Annotated in this window: 20 protein-coding genes; 10 read left to right on the plus strand and 10 right to left on the minus strand. The window is 71.8% G+C overall.

All coding sequences use genetic code 11. The features are described from left to right. Nucleotides 1-165 precede the first annotated feature (165 nt). The gene (locus IE247_RS22425; RefSeq protein ID WP_190125031.1) at nt 166-807 is read left to right on the plus strand and encodes an AzlC family ABC transporter permease; all 642 of its coding nucleotides are present in this window, start codon (nt 166-168) and stop codon (nt 805-807) included. After that, a complete protein-coding gene (locus IE247_RS22430) occupies nt 804-1,112 on the plus strand; it encodes an AzlD domain-containing protein (RefSeq protein ID WP_190125032.1) in 309 nt (102 codons plus the stop codon). The genes IE247_RS22425 and IE247_RS22430 overlap by 4 nt, the downstream gene beginning before the upstream one ends. A 64-nt stretch (nt 1,113-1,176) precedes the next feature. Here IE247_RS22430 and IE247_RS22435 read toward each other — a convergent pair whose 3' ends face one another. Further along, entirely contained in the window at nt 1,177-2,124 is a 948-nt protein-coding gene (locus IE247_RS22435; protein WP_190125033.1) for a hypothetical protein, read from the minus strand. Nucleotides 2,125-2,204: 80 nt separating this feature from the next. Here IE247_RS22435 and IE247_RS22440 point away from each other — a divergent pair, with 80 nt between their 5' ends. The 4 genes from IE247_RS22440 to recX all read left to right on the plus strand — a co-directional run bounded on the left by IE247_RS22440 (nt 2,205) and on the right by recX (nt 5,903). Continuing rightward, nucleotides 2,205-2,399, plus strand: a complete 195-nt coding sequence (locus IE247_RS22440) for a DUF3046 domain-containing protein (RefSeq protein WP_190125034.1) — start codon at nt 2,205-2,207, stop codon at nt 2,397-2,399. Nucleotides 2,400-2,737: 338 nt separating this feature from the next. Continuing rightward, nucleotides 2,738-3,880 carry an AI-2E family transporter gene (locus IE247_RS22445; RefSeq protein ID WP_190125133.1) on the plus strand — a complete coding sequence of 381 codons (1,143 nt, stop codon included), beginning with the start codon at nt 2,738-2,740 and terminating at the stop codon, nt 3,878-3,880. Nucleotides 3,881-4,181: 301 nt separating this feature from the next. Beyond that, nucleotides 4,182-5,315: a recombinase RecA gene (recA, locus tag IE247_RS22450; RefSeq protein WP_190125035.1), complete on the plus strand. Its 1,134-nt coding sequence runs from the start codon at nt 4,182-4,184 to the stop codon at nt 5,313-5,315. A gap of 9 nt (nt 5,316-5,324) precedes the next feature. Then, nucleotides 5,325-5,903 carry a recombination regulator RecX gene (gene recX, locus IE247_RS22455; protein ID WP_190125036.1) on the plus strand — a complete coding sequence of 193 codons (579 nt, stop codon included), beginning with the start codon at nt 5,325-5,327 and terminating at the stop codon, nt 5,901-5,903. 18 nt (nt 5,904-5,921) lie between these two features. On the opposite strand, the gene IE247_RS22460 is transcribed toward recX, so the two are convergent. The 8 genes from IE247_RS22460 to IE247_RS22490 all read right to left on the minus strand — a co-directional run bounded on the left by IE247_RS22460 (nt 5,922) and on the right by IE247_RS22490 (nt 12,277). After that, complete coding sequence (locus IE247_RS22460) at nt 5,922-6,338, minus strand: rhodanese-like domain-containing protein (RefSeq protein WP_190125037.1); 417 nt, start codon at nt 6,336-6,338, stop codon at nt 5,922-5,924. Next, nucleotides 6,335-6,934 carry a cupin domain-containing protein gene (locus IE247_RS22465; protein WP_190125038.1) on the minus strand — a complete coding sequence of 200 codons (600 nt, stop codon included), beginning with the start codon at nt 6,932-6,934 and terminating at the stop codon, nt 6,335-6,337. Before IE247_RS22465 ends, IE247_RS22460 begins: the two co-directional genes overlap by 4 nt. Nucleotides 6,935-7,005: 71 nt before the next feature. After that, nucleotides 7,006-7,122: a putative leader peptide gene (locus tag IE247_RS35045; RefSeq protein ID WP_344482321.1), complete on the minus strand. Its 117-nt coding sequence runs from the start codon at nt 7,120-7,122 to the stop codon at nt 7,006-7,008. A 2-nt stretch (nt 7,123-7,124) separates the two neighbouring features. Next, nucleotides 7,125-8,744, minus strand: coding sequence for an FAD-dependent monooxygenase (locus IE247_RS22470; RefSeq protein WP_190125039.1), 1,620 nt, complete (start codon nt 8,742-8,744; stop codon nt 7,125-7,127). Between the two features lie 251 nt (nt 8,745-8,995). Then, on the minus strand, nt 8,996-9,880 hold the full coding sequence (locus tag IE247_RS22475; RefSeq protein WP_190125040.1) for an amino acid ABC transporter permease: 885 nt from the start codon (nt 9,878-9,880) through the stop codon (nt 8,996-8,998). Beyond that, on the minus strand, nt 9,877-10,551 hold the full coding sequence (locus IE247_RS22480) for an amino acid ABC transporter permease (protein ID WP_190125041.1): 675 nt from the start codon (nt 10,549-10,551) through the stop codon (nt 9,877-9,879). The genes IE247_RS22475 and IE247_RS22480 overlap by 4 nt, the downstream gene beginning before the upstream one ends. Nucleotides 10,552-10,625: 74 nt before the next feature. Continuing rightward, nucleotides 10,626-11,456, minus strand: coding sequence for a glutamate ABC transporter substrate-binding protein (locus IE247_RS22485; RefSeq protein ID WP_190125042.1), 831 nt, complete (start codon nt 11,454-11,456; stop codon nt 10,626-10,628). Between the two features lie 35 nt (nt 11,457-11,491). After that, nucleotides 11,492-12,277, minus strand: a complete 786-nt coding sequence (locus IE247_RS22490) for an amino acid ABC transporter ATP-binding protein (protein WP_190125043.1) — start codon at nt 12,275-12,277, stop codon at nt 11,492-11,494. Between the two features lie 342 nt (nt 12,278-12,619). Between IE247_RS22490 and IE247_RS22495 the strand changes: the two genes are divergently transcribed. After that, complete coding sequence (locus IE247_RS22495) at nt 12,620-13,324, plus strand: response regulator transcription factor (protein ID WP_190125044.1); 705 nt, start codon at nt 12,620-12,622, stop codon at nt 13,322-13,324. An 8-nt stretch (nt 13,325-13,332) separates the two neighbouring features. Further along, nucleotides 13,333-14,718: a sensor histidine kinase gene (locus IE247_RS22500; RefSeq protein ID WP_190125045.1), complete on the plus strand. Its 1,386-nt coding sequence runs from the start codon at nt 13,333-13,335 to the stop codon at nt 14,716-14,718. 40 nt (nt 14,719-14,758) lie between these two features. Here IE247_RS22500 and IE247_RS22505 read toward each other — a convergent pair whose 3' ends face one another. Beyond that, nucleotides 14,759-15,757, minus strand: coding sequence for a TAXI family TRAP transporter solute-binding subunit (locus IE247_RS22505; RefSeq protein ID WP_190125046.1), 999 nt, complete (start codon nt 15,755-15,757; stop codon nt 14,759-14,761). A gap of 230 nt (nt 15,758-15,987) precedes the next feature. Between IE247_RS22505 and miaB the strand changes: the two genes are divergently transcribed. Together miaB and IE247_RS22515 are read left to right on the plus strand one after the other, a co-directional pair. Beyond that, nucleotides 15,988-17,508, plus strand: coding sequence for a tRNA (N6-isopentenyl adenosine(37)-C2)-methylthiotransferase MiaB (gene miaB, locus IE247_RS22510; protein ID WP_190125047.1), 1,521 nt, complete (start codon nt 15,988-15,990; stop codon nt 17,506-17,508). A gap of 90 nt (nt 17,509-17,598) precedes the next feature. Beyond that, nucleotides 17,599-18,306: a class III extradiol ring-cleavage dioxygenase family protein gene (locus IE247_RS22515; RefSeq protein ID WP_190125048.1), complete on the plus strand. Its 708-nt coding sequence runs from the start codon at nt 17,599-17,601 to the stop codon at nt 18,304-18,306. Nucleotides 18,307-18,374 lie beyond the last annotated feature (68 nt).

Raw genomic sequence — 18,374 nt, forward strand, 5'->3', positions numbered from 1 at the left:
AAATTACACCAAAAGCCAGTCCCCCGGGGGGACCCCGTCTTGCCCGAATAACCCGCCCCCGCCCCCGCCCCCGCCCCCGCCCCGGGTGCGGGTGCCGGTGCCGGTGCCGGCGGGGCGACGGCCAAGCCCGACTCCGCCGTCGTCCGCGACGCCCTCGGCGTCGGCGTGGCCGTCGGCCTGTCCGGCTTCGCCTTCGGGGTGACCTCCGCCGGAGCGGGGCTCACCCTGCTCCAGACCTGCGCGCTCAGCCTGCTCGTCTTCACCGGAGCCTCCCAGTTCGCGCTGGTCGGCGCGATCGCGGCGGGCGGCAACCCGCTCACCGCCGCCGCCGGGGCGTTCTTCCTCGGCGTGCGCAACGCCTTCTACGGGCTGCGCCTCTCCCAGGTGCTCGCACTGCCGCGCTTCCTCCGCCCGCTCGCCGCCCACTGGGTCATCGACGAGACCGCCGCCGTCGCTCTCGCCCAGCCGGACCGGCGGACCGCGCGCCTCGGCTTCACCGTGACCGGTCTGACGCTGTACGTGCTCTGGAACCTCACCACGCTCGCCGGGGCCGCCGGGGCCGAGGCCATCGGCGACACCGACGCCTGGGGGCTGGACGCCGCGGGCCCCGCCGTCTTCCTGGCGCTGCTCGCGCCCATGCTGCGCACCGCGACCGAGCGGGCGGCCGCCGCGCTCGCCGTCGTCCTGGGGCTCGTCTTCCTTCCCGTACTGCCCGCCGGGGTGCCGGTGCTGGTGGCGGCGCTCGCCGCGCCCGCCGTGCTCTGGCTCAAGGGCCGCGGCCCCGGAACGAAGGGGGAGGACCGATGACCGTCTGGATCGCGATCGCGGCGACCGCCGTCGGCTGCTACCTCGTCAAATACGTCGGCCTGCTGATACCCGCCGGAGCTCTGGAACGCCCCCTCGTCCGGCAGCTCGCGGCCCTGCTCCCCGTCGCCCTGCTGGCCGCCCTCACCGCCCAGCAGACCTTCGGCTCCGGCAGCTCCCTCGTCGTCGACGCCCGCGCGGCGGGAATCGCGGCGGCGGCGCTGGCGCTGCTGCTGCGCGCCCCCTTCCTCGTCGTCGTCGGGGCGGCCGTCGCCGTCACCGCCGGGGTGAGAGCGCTCGGCGGCTGATCCCCGGCCGCCGCCGACCGGGCCGGGCGGCTCCCGTCCGGCCCGGACGGGCCGAAGCGGTGGCTCAGCCGATCGGCCGCCCGTACGCCCGCAGCGTCCGCAGCGCCTCGATCGTCACCATCGGCCGCGCCTCCAGGGCCGTCCCCGGGGCCCACTGACGCCAGCGGACCGGCCAGCCGCCGTCCTTGGCCTGCTCGCGCTCCAGATGGTCCAGCGAGGCCTGGATCTCCTCGTCCGTGAACCAGCCCCGGGCCAGAGACTGGGGCGTACGCGCGAAGTCGTAGGGAAAATGGTGCTCGCCCGGCGCGTAACCGTCGGAGACCGGGTAATCGGCGATCCGCTCCGGATCGAGCACCGCCATCCGCTGCTCGCGCACCAGCCTCCCCAGCCGGTCCGCCGCCACCTCGGCCCGCGCGCGGTCCGGCACCCCGTCCAGAAAGGCGACCGCGGCCTCGATCTCGTACGGATGCGAAGCCCCCAGGGCGTCCACGGCCGCCCAGCAGAAGTCCGTGGCCCGGAAGAGCCAGGCGTGCCACACCTGATTGCGGTGCAGCAGCCCCACCACCGGACCGGTCGCGAGCAGATCGCCCGGCGGATCGTCCACGACCGGGATGAACGGAGCCGTCGGATAGCCGCGCTGGGAGGGATGGACCGCCGGAAGCGCCCCCTCCCGTGTCGAGACGGCGGTGAAGTAGCGGCACATCCGCTCCACCCGCTGCCCGCCGCAGCGGCCGATGGAGTCCAGGACGCGCAGCGCGTGCCCGGTGTGCAGGGGCTGACTCACCGGGCCGCGCAGATCCGGCTCCAGGGCGTGGCCGTAGCCGCCGTCCGCGTTGAGATGGGCCGACAGGGCGGCCTCGACGGCGTCCGCCCCGCCGCCCAGGAAGTGATGAGCGAATCGCCGCTGCTCCAGCACCCGGGCGGTGAGCCAGACGAACCCCTCGGCGCGAGCGAGCGGTGACAAGGGCGAGGGCGAGGGTACGGTGCCTGCTTCTTCTCCGGTTCCAGCCATGCCCCAGACGGTAGGGGCGGAAAGTGCCCCCGGCATACGGAACGGCCGGTACCGCAACCCGGGGGCGGGATACTGGCGTCATGCGGTTGACGATTTTCTGGGAGCGGATGGCGGACCACTTCGGACCGTCGTACGCCGACTCCTTCGCGCGTGATCATGTGATGGCCGAACTCGGCGGACGTACGGTCCACGAGGCGCTGGACGCCGGCTGGGAGACGAAGGACGTCTGGCGGGCGGTCTGCGCGGCCGTCGGAGTCCCCGCCGACAGGCAGTGACCGCCGACAGGCAGTGACCGCCGACAGGCGGTGACTGTCGGCGGCCGGTGACTTCGGCGGAAAGTGACCGTGCCCGTCCGAAGCGGCCCGAGGAGCCGCCCGGGGCCGGTGGAGCCCCGGGCGGCTCCTCGGCGGCGGGCCGGGTAGGCGACACTGGCTCGGTGGCCCCGAAGACCGACAAGAATGACCAGGACAGCAACGACAGCGCCGTCCCCCGGCAGGGCGGAGCCCCGGACGAACCCGGGGAGCGCCCGCGCGACACCCCCGCCGACGGCCTGAAGCCGCCGGAAGGCCCGCCGCCGCCCGGACCGGGCCCGGCGATGGCCGCCCCCGTCCGCATGCCCCGCTGGCTGCCGCGCGCCATGGTGCTCGCGCTGGCCCTCTACGCCTGCTTCCAGCTCGGCAACTGGGCCTTCCACCAGCTCATCGGGCTGCTGATCAACATCCTGATCGCCTTCTTCCTGGCGCTGGCCATCGAGCCCGCCGTCGGCAGGATGGCGGCCAGGGGCATGCGCCGGGGCCTCGCCACCTTCCTGGTCTTCTTCGGGGTGCTGATCGCGGGCATCGGCTTCGTCGTCCTCCTGGGCTCGATGCTGGCCGACCAGATCGTCACCATGGTCGAGGATTTCCCCAAATACATTGATTCGGTGATCAGCTGGATCAACCAGACCTTCGCCACCGAACTGTCCCGGGTGGAGGTCCAGGACAGCCTGCTCCGCTCCGACTGGCTGCAGAAGTACGTCCAGAACAGCGCGACCGGGGTGCTCGACATCTCGGCCACGGTCGCCGGCGGCCTCTTCAAGCTGCTGACGATCTTCCTCTTCTCGTTCTACTTCGCGGCGGACGGGCCCCGGCTCCGCCGCGCGCTCTGCTCCGTCCTGCCGCCCGCCAAGCAGACCGAGGTGCTGCGCGCGTGGGAGATCGCGGTCGACAAGACCGGCGGCTATCTCTATTCGCGCGGCCTCATGGCGCTGATCTCCGGCGTCGCGCACTATGTCCTGCTGGAGATCCTGGGGGTGCCCTACGCCCCCGCGCTCGCCGTCTGGGTCGGTCTGGTCTCGCAGTTCATCCCGACGATCGGCACCTACCTCGCGGGTGCGCTGCCGATGCTGATCGCCTTCACCGTGAACCCCTGGTACGCGCTCTGGGTGCTCTGCTTCGTCGTGTTCTACCAGCAGTTCGAGAACTATGTGCTCCAGCCGAAGCTCACCGCCAGGACGGTCGACATCCACCCCGCCGTGGCCTTCGGCTCCGTCATCGCCGGCACGGCCCTGATGGGCGCGGTCGGCGCGCTGATCGCCATCCCCGCCGTCGCCACGCTCCAGGCCTTCCTGGGGGCGTACGTCAGGCGGTACACCGTCACCGACGACCCCCGGGTGCACGGCCACCGGCAGCGGGACGGCGGCCGGCTGCTGCGCCGGGCGCGTGCGGCGCTGGCCGGCCGCCGTGAGGAGCGCCCGCTCTCGCCGCCCGAGGCCTGAGAGCCGATGCCTCGCACGCACCGCGCCCCCGGATCCGACAGGGTCCGGGGGCGCGGTGCGTGCGGGCCGGTACGGGCCGCGGAGGGGCCGCGGAGGGGCGGACGGGCGGGCCCGGGCGGTGGGCGGCGCGCCGGGGGGCGGTGCTTGACACCAAAATCGAACATACATTCTTATGGGGGTTGAAGGCCTTGGGGCACCCGGGTTTTCCACAGGCGGGAGAGGGTGCCGGGGCCCATTGTCAGTGGCAGGGGTTAGCGTCTTTGACGTGAAGAGATCGACACAAGCAAATCGGGTGGAACCCATGGCAGGAACCGACCGCGACAAGGCGCTCGACGCCGCGCTCGCACAGATTGAACGGCAATTCGGCAAGGGCGCGGTGATGCGCCTGGGCGAGCGGCCCAATGAGCCCATCGAGGTCATCCCCACCGGCTCGACCGCGCTCGACGTCGCGCTCGGCGTCGGCGGGCTGCCGCGCGGCCGAGTGGTGGAGGTGTACGGCCCGGAGTCCTCCGGAAAGACGACCCTGACGCTGCACGCCGTCGCCAACGCGCAGAAGCTCGGCGGCTCGGTCGCCTTCATCGACGCCGAGCACGCCCTCGACCCCGAGTACGCGAAGAAGCTGGGCGTCGACATCGACTCCCTGATCCTCTCCCAGCCGGACAACGGCGAGCAGGCGCTGGAGATCGTCGACATGCTCGTCCGCTCCGGCGCTCTCGACCTGATCGTGATCGACTCCGTCGCGGCGCTGGTGCCGCGCGCGGAGATCGAGGGCGAGATGGGCGACTCGCACGTCGGCCTCCAGGCCCGGCTGATGAGCCAGGCGCTCCGGAAGATCACCAGTGCGCTGAACCAGTCGAAGACGACCGCGATCTTCATCAACCAGCTCCGCGAGAAGATCGGCGTGATGTTCGGCTCGCCGGAGACCACCACCGGTGGCCGCGCGCTGAAGTTCTACGCCTCGGTCCGACTCGACATCCGCCGTATCGAGACCCTGAAGGACGGCACGGACGCGGTGGGCAACCGCACCCGTGTGAAGGTCGTCAAGAACAAGGTCGCGCCGCCCTTCAAGCAGGCGGAGTTCGACATCCTGTACGGGCAGGGCATCAGCCGCGAGGGCGGTCTGATCGACATGGGCGTGGAGCACGGCTTCGTCCGCAAGGCCGGCGCCTGGTACACGTACGAGGGCGACCAGCTGGGCCAGGGCAAGGAGAACGCGCGCAACTTCCTGAAGGACAACCCCGTCCTGGCCGACGAGATCGAGAAGAAGATCAAGGACAAGCTGGGCGTCGGAGTCAGGCCGGAGGTCCCCGGCGCCGAGCCGGTGCCGGCCGAGGCCGAGGCCGGTGCCGGTGCCGGTGCCGACGAGACCACCAAGTCGGTGCCCGCGCCCGCCACCAAGGCCAGGTCGGCCAAGGCGGCGGTGGCCAAGAGCTAGCGGCGTACCGTGCCTTTCTCACCGAAGGGGCGAACCAGAGGACAGGGCGGCGGCTCCGGCTCGTCGAGGGGCGAGACGGAGCCGCCGCCCCAGGACCCCGCCGAGCGGGCGCGGGCGATCTGCCTGCGCCTGCTCCCCGGGGCCCCGCGCACCCCCAAACAGCTCGCGGACGCGCTGCACAAGCGGGAGATCCCCGCGGAGGTCGCCGAAGAGGTGCTCGCCCGCTTCGAGGACGTCGGCCTGATCGATGACGGAGCCTTCGCGGACGCGTGGGTGGAGTCCCGGCACCACGGCCGGGGCCTCGCCCGGCGGGCGCTCGCCCGGGAGCTGCGCACCAAGGGCGTGGACCCGGCCCTGATCGAGGAGGCGGTGGGGCAGCTCGACCCCGACCAGGAGGAGGAGACCGCGCGCGAGCTGGTCGCCCGCAGGCTCCGCTCGACACGCGGTCTCGACCGGGACCGCCGGGTGCGCCGCCTCGCCGGGATGCTGGCCCGCAAGGGATACGGCGAGGGGGTGGCGCTCAGGGTGGTCAGACGGGCACTGGAGGAGGAGGGCGAGGATGTGGACGACCTGGGAGAGGTCTTCTGAGCCCCGCCGGGGCCGGGGCTACCCGGCCACCGGCAGCCCCGCCTCCCGCCAGGCCTGGAAGCCGCCGATCAGATCCGTCGCCCGGTGCAGACCCAGCCGGCGGAGGGACTCCGCGGCGAAGGAGGAGGCATAGCCCTCGTTGCAGATCACCACGACCCGCAGATCGTGGCCGACGGCCTCCGGCGCCCGGTGGCTGCCCAGGGGATCGAGCCGCCACTCCAGTTCATTGCGCTCCACGACCAGCGCGCCGGGGATCAGCCCGTCCCGGTCGCGCAGCGCCGCGTAGCGGATGTCGACCAGCAGAGCACCCGCCGCCGCCTCCTCGAACGCCTGCCCGGCATCCACCCGGTCCAGGTCCTCGCGGACTCGCTCCAGCAGCTCGTCCACACCGATCCGGCCCTCACGGGCATGGCCAGGACTCTCGCGATCGCTCACTGCCAGTCCCCCGGGCGCTCGACCTGCTCAAGACGGAGCACCGCGCCGGTCCGGCTGAAGCGCCGGATCAGCGGCAGCGGCGGATAGTACGCGTGGACCGACACCGCGTGCTCGGTGGCGGACTCGTTCAGTACCTCGTGCACATGGTGCCTTCCGAACGCCCGGCCCCGGCCCGCCGGCAGCAGCCGTTCGCGGTCCACGTCCTCGTTCAGCTCCAGAGTCTTCCAGCCGCCGGAAGGGAGCCGTACGGTCAGGGAGTGCTCCTTCAACTCGCCCGCCGCGATGGCGAAGGCCCCCAGCGACTCGGCGTGGTCGTGCCAGCCGGTCCCCGATCCGGGCGGCCAGCCGATCAGCCAGGCCTCGCTGCCGCGCGGTCCCTCCAGGCGCACCCAGGTGCGGCCCTCGGGGTCGAGGGGGAGCGAGGCGATGAGATCGGCGTCGGCGGCGGCGCGCCGCACGAAGTCGAGCAGCTCGGCGGAGCCGGGGCCCACCCGCTCGCCCCGCCTGGAGGACGTCGGCTCGGCGACGGCGGAAGCGGAAGCGGGTGCGGCGGCGGAAACGGGTGTGGACGCGGGTGGGGGCACAGACTGGGACATGGAACCGTCCTGGGAGTTCGCTGGAGAGCGCGCGGGCACGACAGGCCACAGCGCGGTGAGAGAAGGCGAATTCAGCAGGAAGGTCGACACACGCAGCCCGCGTAGCGGAGCAGATCCATATGGACCCTCCGCCACAGGCGCACATCGGTGTCGGTCACGCTCGGGAGTAGACCATGCGGGCCGCGCATGGTCAATTGACGTCCGCTGTGCGGTCACTGGGCTCCGGAGCCCGCTCACCGCCCCGGGCCGCGTCCGCCGCCGCGTACAGCTCGGCCGGCCGGACCCCGGCGAACGAGGCCACCAGATGACCGTCCGGCCGCACCAGGAGGACGGTGTGGGCCGCCGCTCCCGGGTACTCCTCGGTCACCAGCAGCTCCGCCGGGGCGGGCAGGGCGCTCACCGCCGCGGCGAGTCTCGGCATCAGCCCCGCGCTCTGCCAGTGCCGCCGGTCCCAGACCCCGGTGCCCGGAGCCACCAGCACCACCAGCGACCGGCCCCGGCCCAGCCGGTCCCGCAGCCACGCGGCCGTCCCGTCCGGCGCGGTCACCCGTACATCCGTGACCGGCGCGCCGTTCGCCGTGCCGACGAGGATCTGGGAGGGGGCGTGTTCGGGTGCGAGGGGGGAGTGCGCGTACACGGGGGGCGCGCCGAGCTGGCCCTGCCCCAGATGGCCGTCGGTGAGCACACTGTCGTGTCCGCGGGCTGCCCCCGGGAGGCGGACGCGCAGCACACCGCCCCCGCGCAGCGCGGGCAGCGCCTGGTCCGCCGCGCGCAGCCGCCCGGCGATCGCCGCCCGGCGCTCGGTCTGATAGCTGTCCAGCAGGGTCTCGGACGGCCCGTGGTGCCAGACCTGTGCCAGCTTCCACGCCAGATTCCCGGCGTCCCGCAGCCCCTCGTCGAGGCCCTGGGTGCCGAGCGCGCCGAGCAGATGGGCCGCGTCACCGGCGAGGAACGCCCGGTCCGCCCGCCAGCGCCGGGCCAGCCGGTGGTGGACCGTGTAGACGCCGGTGTCGAGGAGGTCGTACGGAGGGGTCTCGCCGCACCAGCCCTCCAGGGTGTCCCGGACCCGGGCGACCAGGGTGTCGGGGGTGACCAGTTCGCCGCGCGGCGGCAGCAGCCAGTCCAGCCGCCAGACGTCGTCCGGGAGCGGCCGGGCGCAGACCTCATCGCCGCCGGAGCGCCACGGTGGCTGACGGTGCAGCACTGCCTCGCCGGGCCAGGGGAGTTCGGCGCGCAGGGTGGCGACGGCGTGCCGTTCCACCGCCGTACGGCCGGGGAAGCGGATGCCGAGGAGTTTGCGGACCGTCGAGCGCGCCCCGTCGCAGCCCACCGCGTGGCTGCCGCGCCACCAGGTCGCCGCCGGTCCCCGGGTGTGCACGGTGACGCCGTCGGCGTCCTGCTCCAGCGAGTCCACCCGGCTCTCGGCGATCACCTGGATCAGCGGCTCGTCCCCGGCCGCGTCCCTGAGTCCGCGGGTCAGCGCGTGCTGGGGGATGTGCAGCGGGGCCCCGGCCGTCTCGTCGGACGGGGAGGGGGCCGGGGCGGCGTCCAGCGCCAGCCGCCGTACCTCCTGCTTGCGCCGCATCAGACGCCAGCCGGTCCAGCGGGCCCCTTCGTCACGGACCGTGGCGCAGCCCAGCCTCTCCATCATGGCCGCCGTGTCGGCGCGCAGCACCACCGTGCGCGCGGGGCGCGGCTCCTCGCCGCCGGTGCTCTCGTCGAGCACCACGGAGGGCACCCCCTGCCGGGCGAGCGAGAGCGAGAGAGCCAGCCCGACCGGACCCGCGCCGACGACGATCACCGGGTCCACGGTGTGACTCCTGAGGCTCGACGGGGCACGAGGGGCACCGGGGTCACTGGGGTCATGCCGGCGGATGTGCTGCGGGCCCGGTGCGTGATCACAGAACGTATGCAACCCACTGGGGGTTCCTCCGTCAAGTGACGGGCGGGCCGTATGCGTACCCCGGTCCGCCGGGCGCGGGGCACATGCGGCGGGGCGGGAGAGGGGCGGCGGCCCCCCGCGCCGCCGCCCCTCTCCCGCCCCGCCGTGACCGGTGTGGATCAGCCCGCGCCAGGGCCCGCGCCGCCGGCGTCGACCGTCTTGATGTCGACGACGGCCCCGGTGCCCTTCTTCCCCTTGCGGACCCTGGCTTCGAGCCAGCTCGCGAAGGAGGTGAGGGCGAAGTTGAGCAGGATGTAGATCAGCGCGATCACGGTCAGCGCGGCGATGGTGTTGGCGCCGTAGTTCGCGGTGATCGCACGGTTCTGGTACATCAGCTCGGAGAATCCGAGCAGCGCGCCGCCGAGCGCGGTGTCCTTGACGATGACCACCAGCTGGCTGACGAGCGCCGGCAGCATCGCCGTCACCGCCTGCGGCAGCAGGACGAAGGTCATCGCCTGGCCCTTGCGCATCCCGATCGCCTTGGCGGCGTCCGTCTGCCCGTTCGGCAGCGAGAGGATGCCCGCCCGGACGATCTCGGCGATGACGGAGGCGTTGTACAGGACCAGGCCGGTGATCACCGCGTACATCGGCCGGATCTCCGACTCGATGTCGGTGAACTGCACGAAGGCCGCGCTGGCGAACATCATCAGCAGCAGTACCGGGATGGCGCGGAAGAACTCGACCACGACCCCGACGGGTGTGCGCACCCAGGCGTGGTCGGAGAGCCTGCCGATGCCGAGTGCCGCGCCCAGCGGCAGGGCGATCAGCACGGAGAGCGCCGCCGCCTTGACCGTCTCCCAGAGCCCCGGCAGCAGGAAGGTGGTCCACACCCGGGAGTCCGTGACGAACGGGCTCCACTTCTTGGACTCCAGCTGCTCCTTGTCGGCCATGGTGCCCAGTACCCACCAGGCCAGCAGGGCGAGGACCGCGAGGAACCCCACGGTGTAGAGGATGTTGCGCTGTCTGGCCTTCGGGCCGGGGGCGTCGTACAGAACAGAGGTCATCGCTTCACCGCCACACGCTTGGCCACCCAGCCGAGCAGCAGGCCCGTGGGCAGAGTGAGCACCACGAAGCCGAAGGCGAAGACCGAGAAGACCGCGAAGATCGCGTCGGCCTCGTTCTCGATCATTTCCTTCATCAGCAGCGAGGCTTCCGCCACGCCGATGGCCGCGGCCACGGTGGTGTTCTTGGTCAGGGCGATCAGCACATTCGTCAGCGGGGCGACGACCGCGCGGAACGCCTGCGGGAGGACTATCAGGGTCAGCACCTGGAAGAAGCCGAGCCCCAGCGCCCTGGCCGCCTCGGCCTGGCCGACGGGCACGGTGTTGATGCCGGAGCGCAGTGCCTCGCAGACGAAGGTGCCGGTGTAGGCGGTCAGTCCGAGGACGGCCATCCGGAAGCCGATGTCGTCGAAGTTGTCGGCGCCCATCGAGAACCCCAGCGTCTGGCTGAGGCCCAGTGAGCAGCCGATGATGACCAGCGTCAGCGGGGTGTTGCGGACCACGTTGACGTACGCGGTCCCGAAGGAGCGCATGATCGGGACGGGGCCCACCCGCATACCGGCCAGCGCCGTTCCCCAGATCAGGGAGCCGATGGCCGAGTAGACGGCGAGCTGGACCGTCACCCAGAACGCGTCGAGCAGGTCGTACTGCCCGGAATCAAGGAAGTCGAACACGTTGACCCGCGATCTCTCCTGGTTGGATCGTGGCGCGTGCCACCGGCCGCGGCCGGTGGCACGTCACCGTGGCCTCAGCTGGTCTCGGTGATGGGGGGCGCGGGGTCGTTCTTGTAGTTGGCCGGGCCGAAGTTGGCCTTGATGGCCTGCTCCCAGGCGCCGTCCTTCTGCATCTTCTCCAGCGCCTTGTTGATCTTGCCCTGGAGCTCGGTGTCGCCCTTCTTGAGGCCGATGCCGTAGGGCTCGTCGCTCAGGCTCAGACCGACCAGCTTGAACTTGCCCTGGTGCTCCTTCTGCGCCGCGAAACCGGCCAGGATGGAGTTGTCGGTGGTCAGGGCGTCGTAGGCCTTGTTCTCCAGGCCCGTCAGACACTCCGAGTAGCCGCCGACCTGCTGAAGGTCGGCCTTGGGCGCGAGCCGGTCCTTGACGTTCTGCGCCGAGGTGGAGCCCGAGACCGAGCAGAGCTTCTTGTCGTTGAGGTCCTCGGCCTTGGTGATCGAGGTCTCGTCCGCGCGGACCAGCAGGTCCTGGTGGGCCATCAGATACGGGCCGGCGAAGCTGACCTCGGCCTTCCGCTTGTCGTTGATCGTGTAGCTCGCGGCGACGAACTTGACGTCACCGTTGCGGATCAGCGTCTCGCGCTCGGCGCTGGGCGCCTGCTTCCAGATGATGTCCTCGGCCTTGTGGCCGAGTTCCTTGGCGATGTACGTGGCGACGTCGACGTCGAAGCCGGTGTACTTGCCGTCCGAGGTCTTCAGACCGACGCCGGGCTGGTCGAACTTGATGCCGATGGTGATCTTGTTGCCGCTGTCGTCGCCGGAGCCGCTGCCACCGCCGCAGGCGGTGAGCACCAGGGAGAGAGTCAGACCCGTGGCGATCGCCACCGTTGCCTTGCGGAGCTTCATGGTGAACATCCCTTACGTCGTGGTTCGTCGGCTCGTCAGTGGTGCAGGATCTTCGACAGGAAGTCCTTGGCCCGGTCGCTGCGCGGGTTGCTGAAGAACTCCTCGGGCTGGGCCTCTTCGACGATCCGGCCGTCGGCCATGAAGACCACCCGGTTCGCGGCGGAGCGGGCGAAGCCCATCTCGTGGGTGACGACGACCATCGTCATTCCGTCCCGCGCCAGCTGCTGCATGACTTCGAGCACCTCGTTGATCATCTCCGGGTCGAGTGCGGAGGTGGGCTCGTCGAAGAGGATGACCTTGGGGTCCATCGCCAGCGCCCGGGCGATCGCCACCCGCTGCTGCTGGCCGCCGGAGAGCTGCGCGGGGTACTTGTCGCTCTGGGAGCCGACACCGACCCGGTCGAGGAGTGCGCGCGCCTTCTTCTCCGCGACCTTCTTCTCCGTGCGCCGGACCTTGACCTGGCCCAGCATCACGTTCTCCAGCACGGTCTTGTGCGCGAAGAGGTTGAACGACTGGAAGACCATGCCGACGTCGGCGCGGAGCCTGGCCAGCTCCTTGCCCTCCTGCGGCAGCGGCTTCCCGTCGATCGAGATCGAGCCGGAGTCGATCGTCTCCAGTCGGTTGATGGTGCGGCACAGGGTGGACTTGCCGGACCCGGAGGGTCCGATGACGACCACGACCTCGCCCCGGGCGATGGTCAGATCGATGTCCTGGAGCACATGCAGGGCGCCGAAGTGCTTGTTCACGCCATTCAGCACGACCAGGTCGCCCGCGGCGGGGACAGTGTCCCCGGGGCCCTTGGTCTTTGCTACTCCGCTCATCGGCTTCTCGCTCCGTCCTCCTCGGTTGGGAGGACAGTAGTGAGACGGTGCGACCAGCGTCATTACATCTGAGCGGAAATTGAGCATAACGATCTGGCTTCGTGCGGACACGATGGGTGAAGGAGATGGCCCGCGGCGTACCGGGTGGGTAACGGAAAGCGGCGGGCGGGCGAATGTCTCTTGACTGGCCGGGTACGCGTCGGCCTTGATGCCGTGGTGTCCGGCTGCGCCGGCCGCACCGCACACTGGAGTACGGCGACGCCGAGCCCGCGCCGCGCCCACGCCGGGGCCGACCGGCGCGAACCGACCGACGACCGATCGCACGACCTGAAAAGGGGGGCCATGAGGCTGCTGCTCGTCGAGGACGACGACCATGTCGCCGCCGCCCTGTCCGCGGTGCTCGCCCGGCACGGTTTCGACGTGGTGCACGCCCGCAACGGCGAGGAGGCGCTGCACGCCGTCCTGCCCGCGACGCATCCCGGCAAGCCGCCGTTCGGTGTGATCCTGCTCGACCTCGGCCTGCCCGACCAGGACGGCTATCAGGTGTGCGGCAAGCTCCGGAAGATCACGGCAACCCCGGTGATCATGGTGACGGCCCGGTCCGACGTGCGCTCCCGGATCCACGGACTCAACCTCGGGGCCGACGACTACGTCGTCAAGCCCTACGACACCGGGGAACTGCTGGCCCGCATCCACGCCGTCAGCCGGCGCACCGTCCCCGGCGACGACCCCTCGGGAGCGGTGCCGGACGACGGGCTGCGCCTCGGCCCGATGACCATCGAACTGCCCACCCGCCGCGTCAGCGTCCACGGCGAGGCCGTACAGCTCACCCGCAAGGAGTTCGACCTGCTCGCGCTGCTCGCCCAGCGGCCGGGAGTCGTCTTCCGCCGCGAGCAGATCATCAGCGAGGTCTGGCACACCAGCTGGGAGGGGACCGGCCGCACTCTGGAGGTGCATGTCGCCTCGCTGCGCTCCAAACTCCGCCTGCCCACCCTGATCGAGACCGTGCGCGGCGTCGGCTACCGCCTCGTCGTGCCGACCGCCTGAACCTGCCCGTGCGCACGAGACTCCTTCCGCTGCTCATCGTCCTCATGGCGGGCGTGCTGCTCGCGCTCGGCTTTCCGCTCGCCGTGAGCGTCGCCGCCGCGCAGCAGCAGAGGGTCGTCGTGGACCGCATCGACGACACCGTGCGGTTCGCGGCCCTGGCGCAGTTCGTCCAGGGCGACGACAGCCGAGGCGAGCGGCGCTCCACGCTTCAGGAGCAGCTCAACCGCTACAACGCCACCTACGGCATCAGCGCCGGAGTCTTCGACCGGGACGGCGACACGATGGCCCGCTCGCCCGAGGGCTGGTCCGTCCCGGCCGCCGGGGAGGGGGCCAAGGCGTTCCAGGAGGCCCTGTCGGGACGGCGCAGCCAGGATCCGCCGCAGGTGTGGCCCTGGCAGTTGGACGGCCGGCTGGTCGTCGCGTCCCCCGTGGTGCGGGACGGCGACGTCGTCGCCGTCGTCTTCACCGACTCGCCCACCGAACAGCTGCGTTCGCGGATCCTGAACGGCTGGCTGCTGATCGTCGCGGGGGAGGCCGCGGCGATGCTGGTGGCCGTCGGGGCAGCCTTCCGGCTCACCGGCTGGGTGCTGCGCCCCGTACGCGTCCTGGACGCCGCCACCCATGACATCGCGACCGGGCAGCTGAACTCCCGGGTCGCGGCGGCGAGCGGCCCACCGGAACTCCGCCGGCTGGCGCGCTCCTTCAACGAGATGGCCGACAACGTCGAGGAAGTACTCGAACAGCAGCGCGCCTTCGTCGCCGACGCCTCCCACCAGCTGCGCAATCCACTGGCCGCGCTGCTGCTGCGGATCGAGCTCCTCGCCCTCGAACTCCCCGAGGGCAATCAGGAGATCGCTTCCGTCCGCACCGAGGGCATGCGGCTGGCACAGGTCCTCGACGATCTCCTCGATCTGGCGCTGGCCGAGCACACCTCCGCCTCCCTCGAACTCGTCGACATCGGCGAACTCACCGCCGAACGGGTCGCCGCGTGGCGTCCGGTCGCCGACGAGAAGGGCGTCCTGCTCGTCGGGCCGAAGGCGGCGGTCACCGCCTGGGCCGATCCGATCGCGCTCTCCAGCGCCCTGGACGCGGTGATCGACAACGCCCTGAAGTTCACCCCGGGCGGTGAGGAGGTCACCGTGTCCGTCACCTCGGACGGCCCCCTCTGCTCGATCGTGGTCGCCGACGGCGGCCCGGGCCTGACCGACGAGGAACTCTCCCGCGTCGGCGACCGCTTCTGGCGGAGCGGCCGGCACCAGAATGTCAAGGGCTCGGGGCTGGGGCTGTCCATCTCACGCGCCCTGCTCTCGGCCGGCGGCGGCGGAATCTCCTACGCCCACCACGAGCCGCGCGGTCTGAGGGTGACGGTCACCGTGCCCCGCACGACCCCCTGAGCCCGTCGGCCGTGCCCTCGCCGGGCCGTGACCCCGCCGGTCAGGGCTTCTCCGAGGCGTAGTAGCGGGCGGCCCCCTCGTGCAGGGGCAGCGGATCCGTGTAGATCGCGGTCCGCAGGTCCACCAGCTGCGCGGGGTGGACCGTCTTGCCTATGCGGTCCCTGCTTCTGATCACCGTACGGGTGAAGCCCTCGACCATCGCCGCGTCCATCCGGTCGGTGGTCACCAGCAGATTGGGCACCGCCATCGTCGACACCGACAGCCTGCTCTGGGCCTCCGTATAGGCGTCCGGCGGCATCACGGCCAGCCGGTAGTAGCTCGCGGGCCCGCTGGTGGCGTGCACCTTGTCGATCAGATCGGACTCCAGGGGCACCAGCCGGATCGGCAGCCGCTCCGACAGCTTCTGCACGGCTCCGGTCGGCAGCCCGCCCGACCAGATGAAGGCCTCCAGATCGCCGTGCTCCAGCAGCCCCGGCACGGTGTCTATGCCGGCCGGCACGGCCGTGATGTCCTGGGCCGGGTCGAGCCCCGCAGCCGTCAGCAGCCGGTCGGCGACCAGCCGGACCCCCGAGCCGTCGGGCCCGACCCCCACCGATCTGCCGCGCAGATCCCCGATCTTCCTCACCGGCGAGTTCTTGGGGACCACGAGCTGCACATAGTCGTCGTACAGCCGGGCGCAGCCGCGCAGCCGGTCGGCCCCCGGCTTGCCGTCCTGCGCGTACTTCGCGACGGCGTCGGCCGTGGCGATGGTGAAATCCGCCTCGCCCGCCGCGACCCTGGCCAGATTCTGCTGCGATCCCTCGCTGGTCAGCAGCTCTATGTCCACCTCGGGCAGATCTCTGGCGAGCGCGTCCTTCAGCAGGACGCCGTACCGCTGGTACACCCCGTTCTGCAGGCCGGTGCTGAAGGTGACCGTGCCCGCCGGCCGGGGATCGCCCAGGGGCAGCAGCCACCAGAGCAGCAGCCCGAGCAGCACCGTCACCGCCGTCGAGGCCTGGAGGGCACGACGGCGGGCGGGGCGGGACACGGCCTGGAACATGCTTGCGATCCTGCCAGGTCGCTTCCCGCCGTGGCCAGGGCCGTGTCCAGTGCACGCCAGAAGCGGAATACGGCCTCCGGCGTACCGGTCGGGTCCCGGGGCCCGACCGGTACGGGCACGGTGGGGCGCCGGAGGCGCCGGTCTCCCCGGCCGACGGGGTATCGCGGGGTATCACCGCAGCTCCGGGCTCCGGGGCCGGAGCTGTCCCCCGTACCGCCTACCCTTGTCACATGACCAGCAGTGACCGGAGCCAGGCAGTGGACGTTCAGCGCAGTTACGAGATCCGCACCTACGGGTGCCAGATGAACGTCCATGATTCCGAACGCCTGTCCGGTCTGCTGGAGGGTGCGGGCTATGTCCGCGCACCCGCGGGGGCCGACGGCGACGCCGATGTGGTGGTCTTCAACACCTGCGCCGTCCGGGAGAACGCGGACAACAAGCTCTATGGCAACCTCGGCCGTCTCGCCCCGATGAAGACGCGGCGTCCCGGCATGCAGATCGCCGTCGGCGGCTGCCTCGCCCAGAAGGACCGCGACACCATCGTCACCCGGGCCCCCTGGGTCGACGTCGTCTTCGGCACCCACAACATCGGCAAGCTGCCCGTCCTCCTGGAGCGCGCCCGGGTCCAGGAAGAGGCCCAGGTCGAGATCGCCGAGTCGCTGGAGGCCTTCCCCTCCACCCTGCCCACCCGCCGTGAGTCCGCGTACGCCGCGTGGGTCTCCATCTCGGTCGGCTGCAACAACACCTGCACCTTCTGCATCGTGCCCGCGCTGCGCGGCAAGGAGAAGGACCGCCGCCCCGGCGACATCCTCGCCGAGATCGAGGCCCTGGTCTCCGAGGGCGTCTCCGAGATCACCCTGCTCGGCCAGAACGTCAACGCGTACGGCTCCGACATCGGCGACCGCGAGGCCTTCAGCAAGCTCCTGCGCGCCTGCGGGAAGATCGAGGGGCTGGAGCGCGTCCGCTTCACCTCGCCCCACCCGCGCGACTTCACCGACGACGTGATCGCGGCCATGGCCGAGACGCCGAATGTGATGCCGCAGCTGCACATGCCCCTCCAGTCCGGCTCGGACACCGTGCTCAAGGCGATGCGCCGGTCCTACCGCCAGGAGCGCTTCCTGGGGATCATCTCGAAGGTCCGCGCCGCCATTCCGCACGCCGCCATCTCCACCGACATCATCGTGGGCTTCCCCGGCGAGACGGAGGAGGACTTCGAGCAGACGCTGCACACGGTCCGCGAGGCGCGCTTCGCGAACGCCTTCACCTTCCAGTACTCCAAGCGCCCCGGCACCCCCGCGGCCACCATGGACGGCCAGATCCCCAAGGAGGTCGTCCAGGCGCGCTACGAACGCCTGGTCGCCGTCCAGGAGGAGATCTCCTGGGACGAGAACAAGAAGCAGGTCGGCCGGACCCTGGACGTCATGGTCGCCGAGGGCGAGGGCCGCAAGGACGGCGCGACCCACCGCCTCTCCGGCCGGGCCCCCGACAACCGGCTGGTCCACTTCACCAAGCCGGACCAGGAAGTGCGCCCGGGCGACGTGGTGACCGTCGAGATCACCTACGCCGCGCCGCACCACCTGCTCGCCGAGGGACCCGCCGGCGCGGTGCGCCGCACCCGCGCCGGGGACGCCTGGCAGAAGCGCCAGGACGCCCCGGCGGCCAAGCCCGCCGGAGTGATGCTGGGCCTGCCGCAGATCGGCGTCCCCGCACCCCTCCCGGCCGCCGCCGCCCCGGCGTGCGGTCTCGGCTGACCGCACCCCGCACCCACCCCGCACTCCGTGACCGCCCTCCCGCCCGTACCCCCGGAAGGGGAGGGCGGGGCGGGCACTAGGCTGCGGATCATGCTTGTCGCCGCCGCCGTGTGCCCCTGTCCGCCGCTGCTCGTGCCCGAGATCGCCGCGGGCGCGGCCGCCGAACTGGACGCGGCCAGGGCCGCCTGCGCCGACGCCGTCGGCGTGCTCGCCGCCTCCCGGCCCGATCTGCTGATCGTCGTCGGCCCTGCCGACGGGACGGGCCTGGGCACGCACCGCACCGGGGCGGCCGGCTCCTTCCGGGGCTTCGGCGTGGACCTCGGCGTACTCCTGGGACCGGGCCCGGCCCAGGAGCGGCCCCTGCCGCTCTCCCTCACCGTCGGCGCCTGGCTGCTCGACCGGGCCGGCTGGGCCGCCTCGCCCGTGGAGGGCCTGGGAGTGGCGCGGGACATGCCGTCCGCCCCCGCCCTCGCCGCCGGCCGGGAGATCGGCGTACGCGCCGAACGGGTGGCCGTGCTCGCGATGGGCGACGGCAGCGCCTGCCGCAGTCTGAAGGCCCCCGGCTATCTGGACGAGCGCGCCGAGGGCTTCGACGCGCTCGCCACCAGGGCCCTGGGGGACGCGGACACCGCCGCGCTCGCCGCCCTGGACACGACCCTGGCGTACGAACTCCAGGCCGCCGGCCGGTCGGCCTGGCAGGTGCTCGCCGGAGCGGCGGAGGGAGCCGGGCTCGCGGGGCGGCTGCTCTACGCCGACGCCCCCTACGGCGTCGGCTACACCGTGGCCGCCTGGTCCTGAGAGACCGGGGCGGCTCGGCCCGAGGGGACCCCGGGGCCCCGCGCACCCGAAACGCACGGGGGGCTGGG

The sequence above is a fragment of the Streptomyces inusitatus genome (assembly GCF_014651115.1).
Lineage (GTDB): Bacteria > Actinomycetota > Actinomycetes > Streptomycetales > Streptomycetaceae > Streptomyces > Streptomyces amakusaensis.

Bases quoted from the DNA above. Each gene is read 5' to 3' on its own strand.
- IE247_RS22465 (WP_190125038.1), bottom strand. From the start codon at position 6,934: ATGTCCCAGTCTGTGCCCCCACCCGCGTCCACACCCGTTTCCGCCGCC.
- IE247_RS22440 (WP_190125034.1), top strand. From the start codon at position 2,205: ATGCGGTTGACGATTTTCTGGGAGCGGATGGCGGACCACTTCGGACCG.
- IE247_RS35045 (WP_344482321.1), bottom strand. From the start codon at position 7,122: ATGCGCGGCCCGCATGGTCTACTCCCGAGCGTGACCGACACCGATGTG.
- IE247_RS22515 (WP_190125048.1), top strand. From the start codon at position 17,599: ATGCTTGTCGCCGCCGCCGTGTGCCCCTGTCCGCCGCTGCTCGTGCCC.
- miaB (WP_190125047.1), top strand. From the start codon at position 15,988: ATGACCAGCAGTGACCGGAGCCAGGCAGTGGACGTTCAGCGCAGTTAC.
- IE247_RS22485 (WP_190125042.1), bottom strand. From the start codon at position 11,456: ATGAAGCTCCGCAAGGCAACGGTGGCGATCGCCACGGGTCTGACTCTC.
- IE247_RS22430 (WP_190125032.1), top strand. From the start codon at position 804: ATGACCGTCTGGATCGCGATCGCGGCGACCGCCGTCGGCTGCTACCTC.
- recA (WP_190125035.1), top strand. From the start codon at position 4,182: ATGGCAGGAACCGACCGCGACAAGGCGCTCGACGCCGCGCTCGCACAG.
- IE247_RS22435 (WP_190125033.1), bottom strand. From the start codon at position 2,124: ATGGCTGGAACCGGAGAAGAAGCAGGCACCGTACCCTCGCCCTCGCCC.
- IE247_RS22475 (WP_190125040.1), bottom strand. From the start codon at position 9,880: ATGACCTCTGTTCTGTACGACGCCCCCGGCCCGAAGGCCAGACAGCGC.
- IE247_RS22505 (WP_190125046.1), bottom strand. From the start codon at position 15,757: ATGTTCCAGGCCGTGTCCCGCCCCGCCCGCCGTCGTGCCCTCCAGGCC.
- IE247_RS22490 (WP_190125043.1), bottom strand. From the start codon at position 12,277: ATGAGCGGAGTAGCAAAGACCAAGGGCCCCGGGGACACTGTCCCCGCC.
- IE247_RS22495 (WP_190125044.1), top strand. From the start codon at position 12,620: ATGAGGCTGCTGCTCGTCGAGGACGACGACCATGTCGCCGCCGCCCTG.
- IE247_RS22445 (WP_190125133.1), top strand. From the start codon at position 2,738: ATGCCCCGCTGGCTGCCGCGCGCCATGGTGCTCGCGCTGGCCCTCTAC.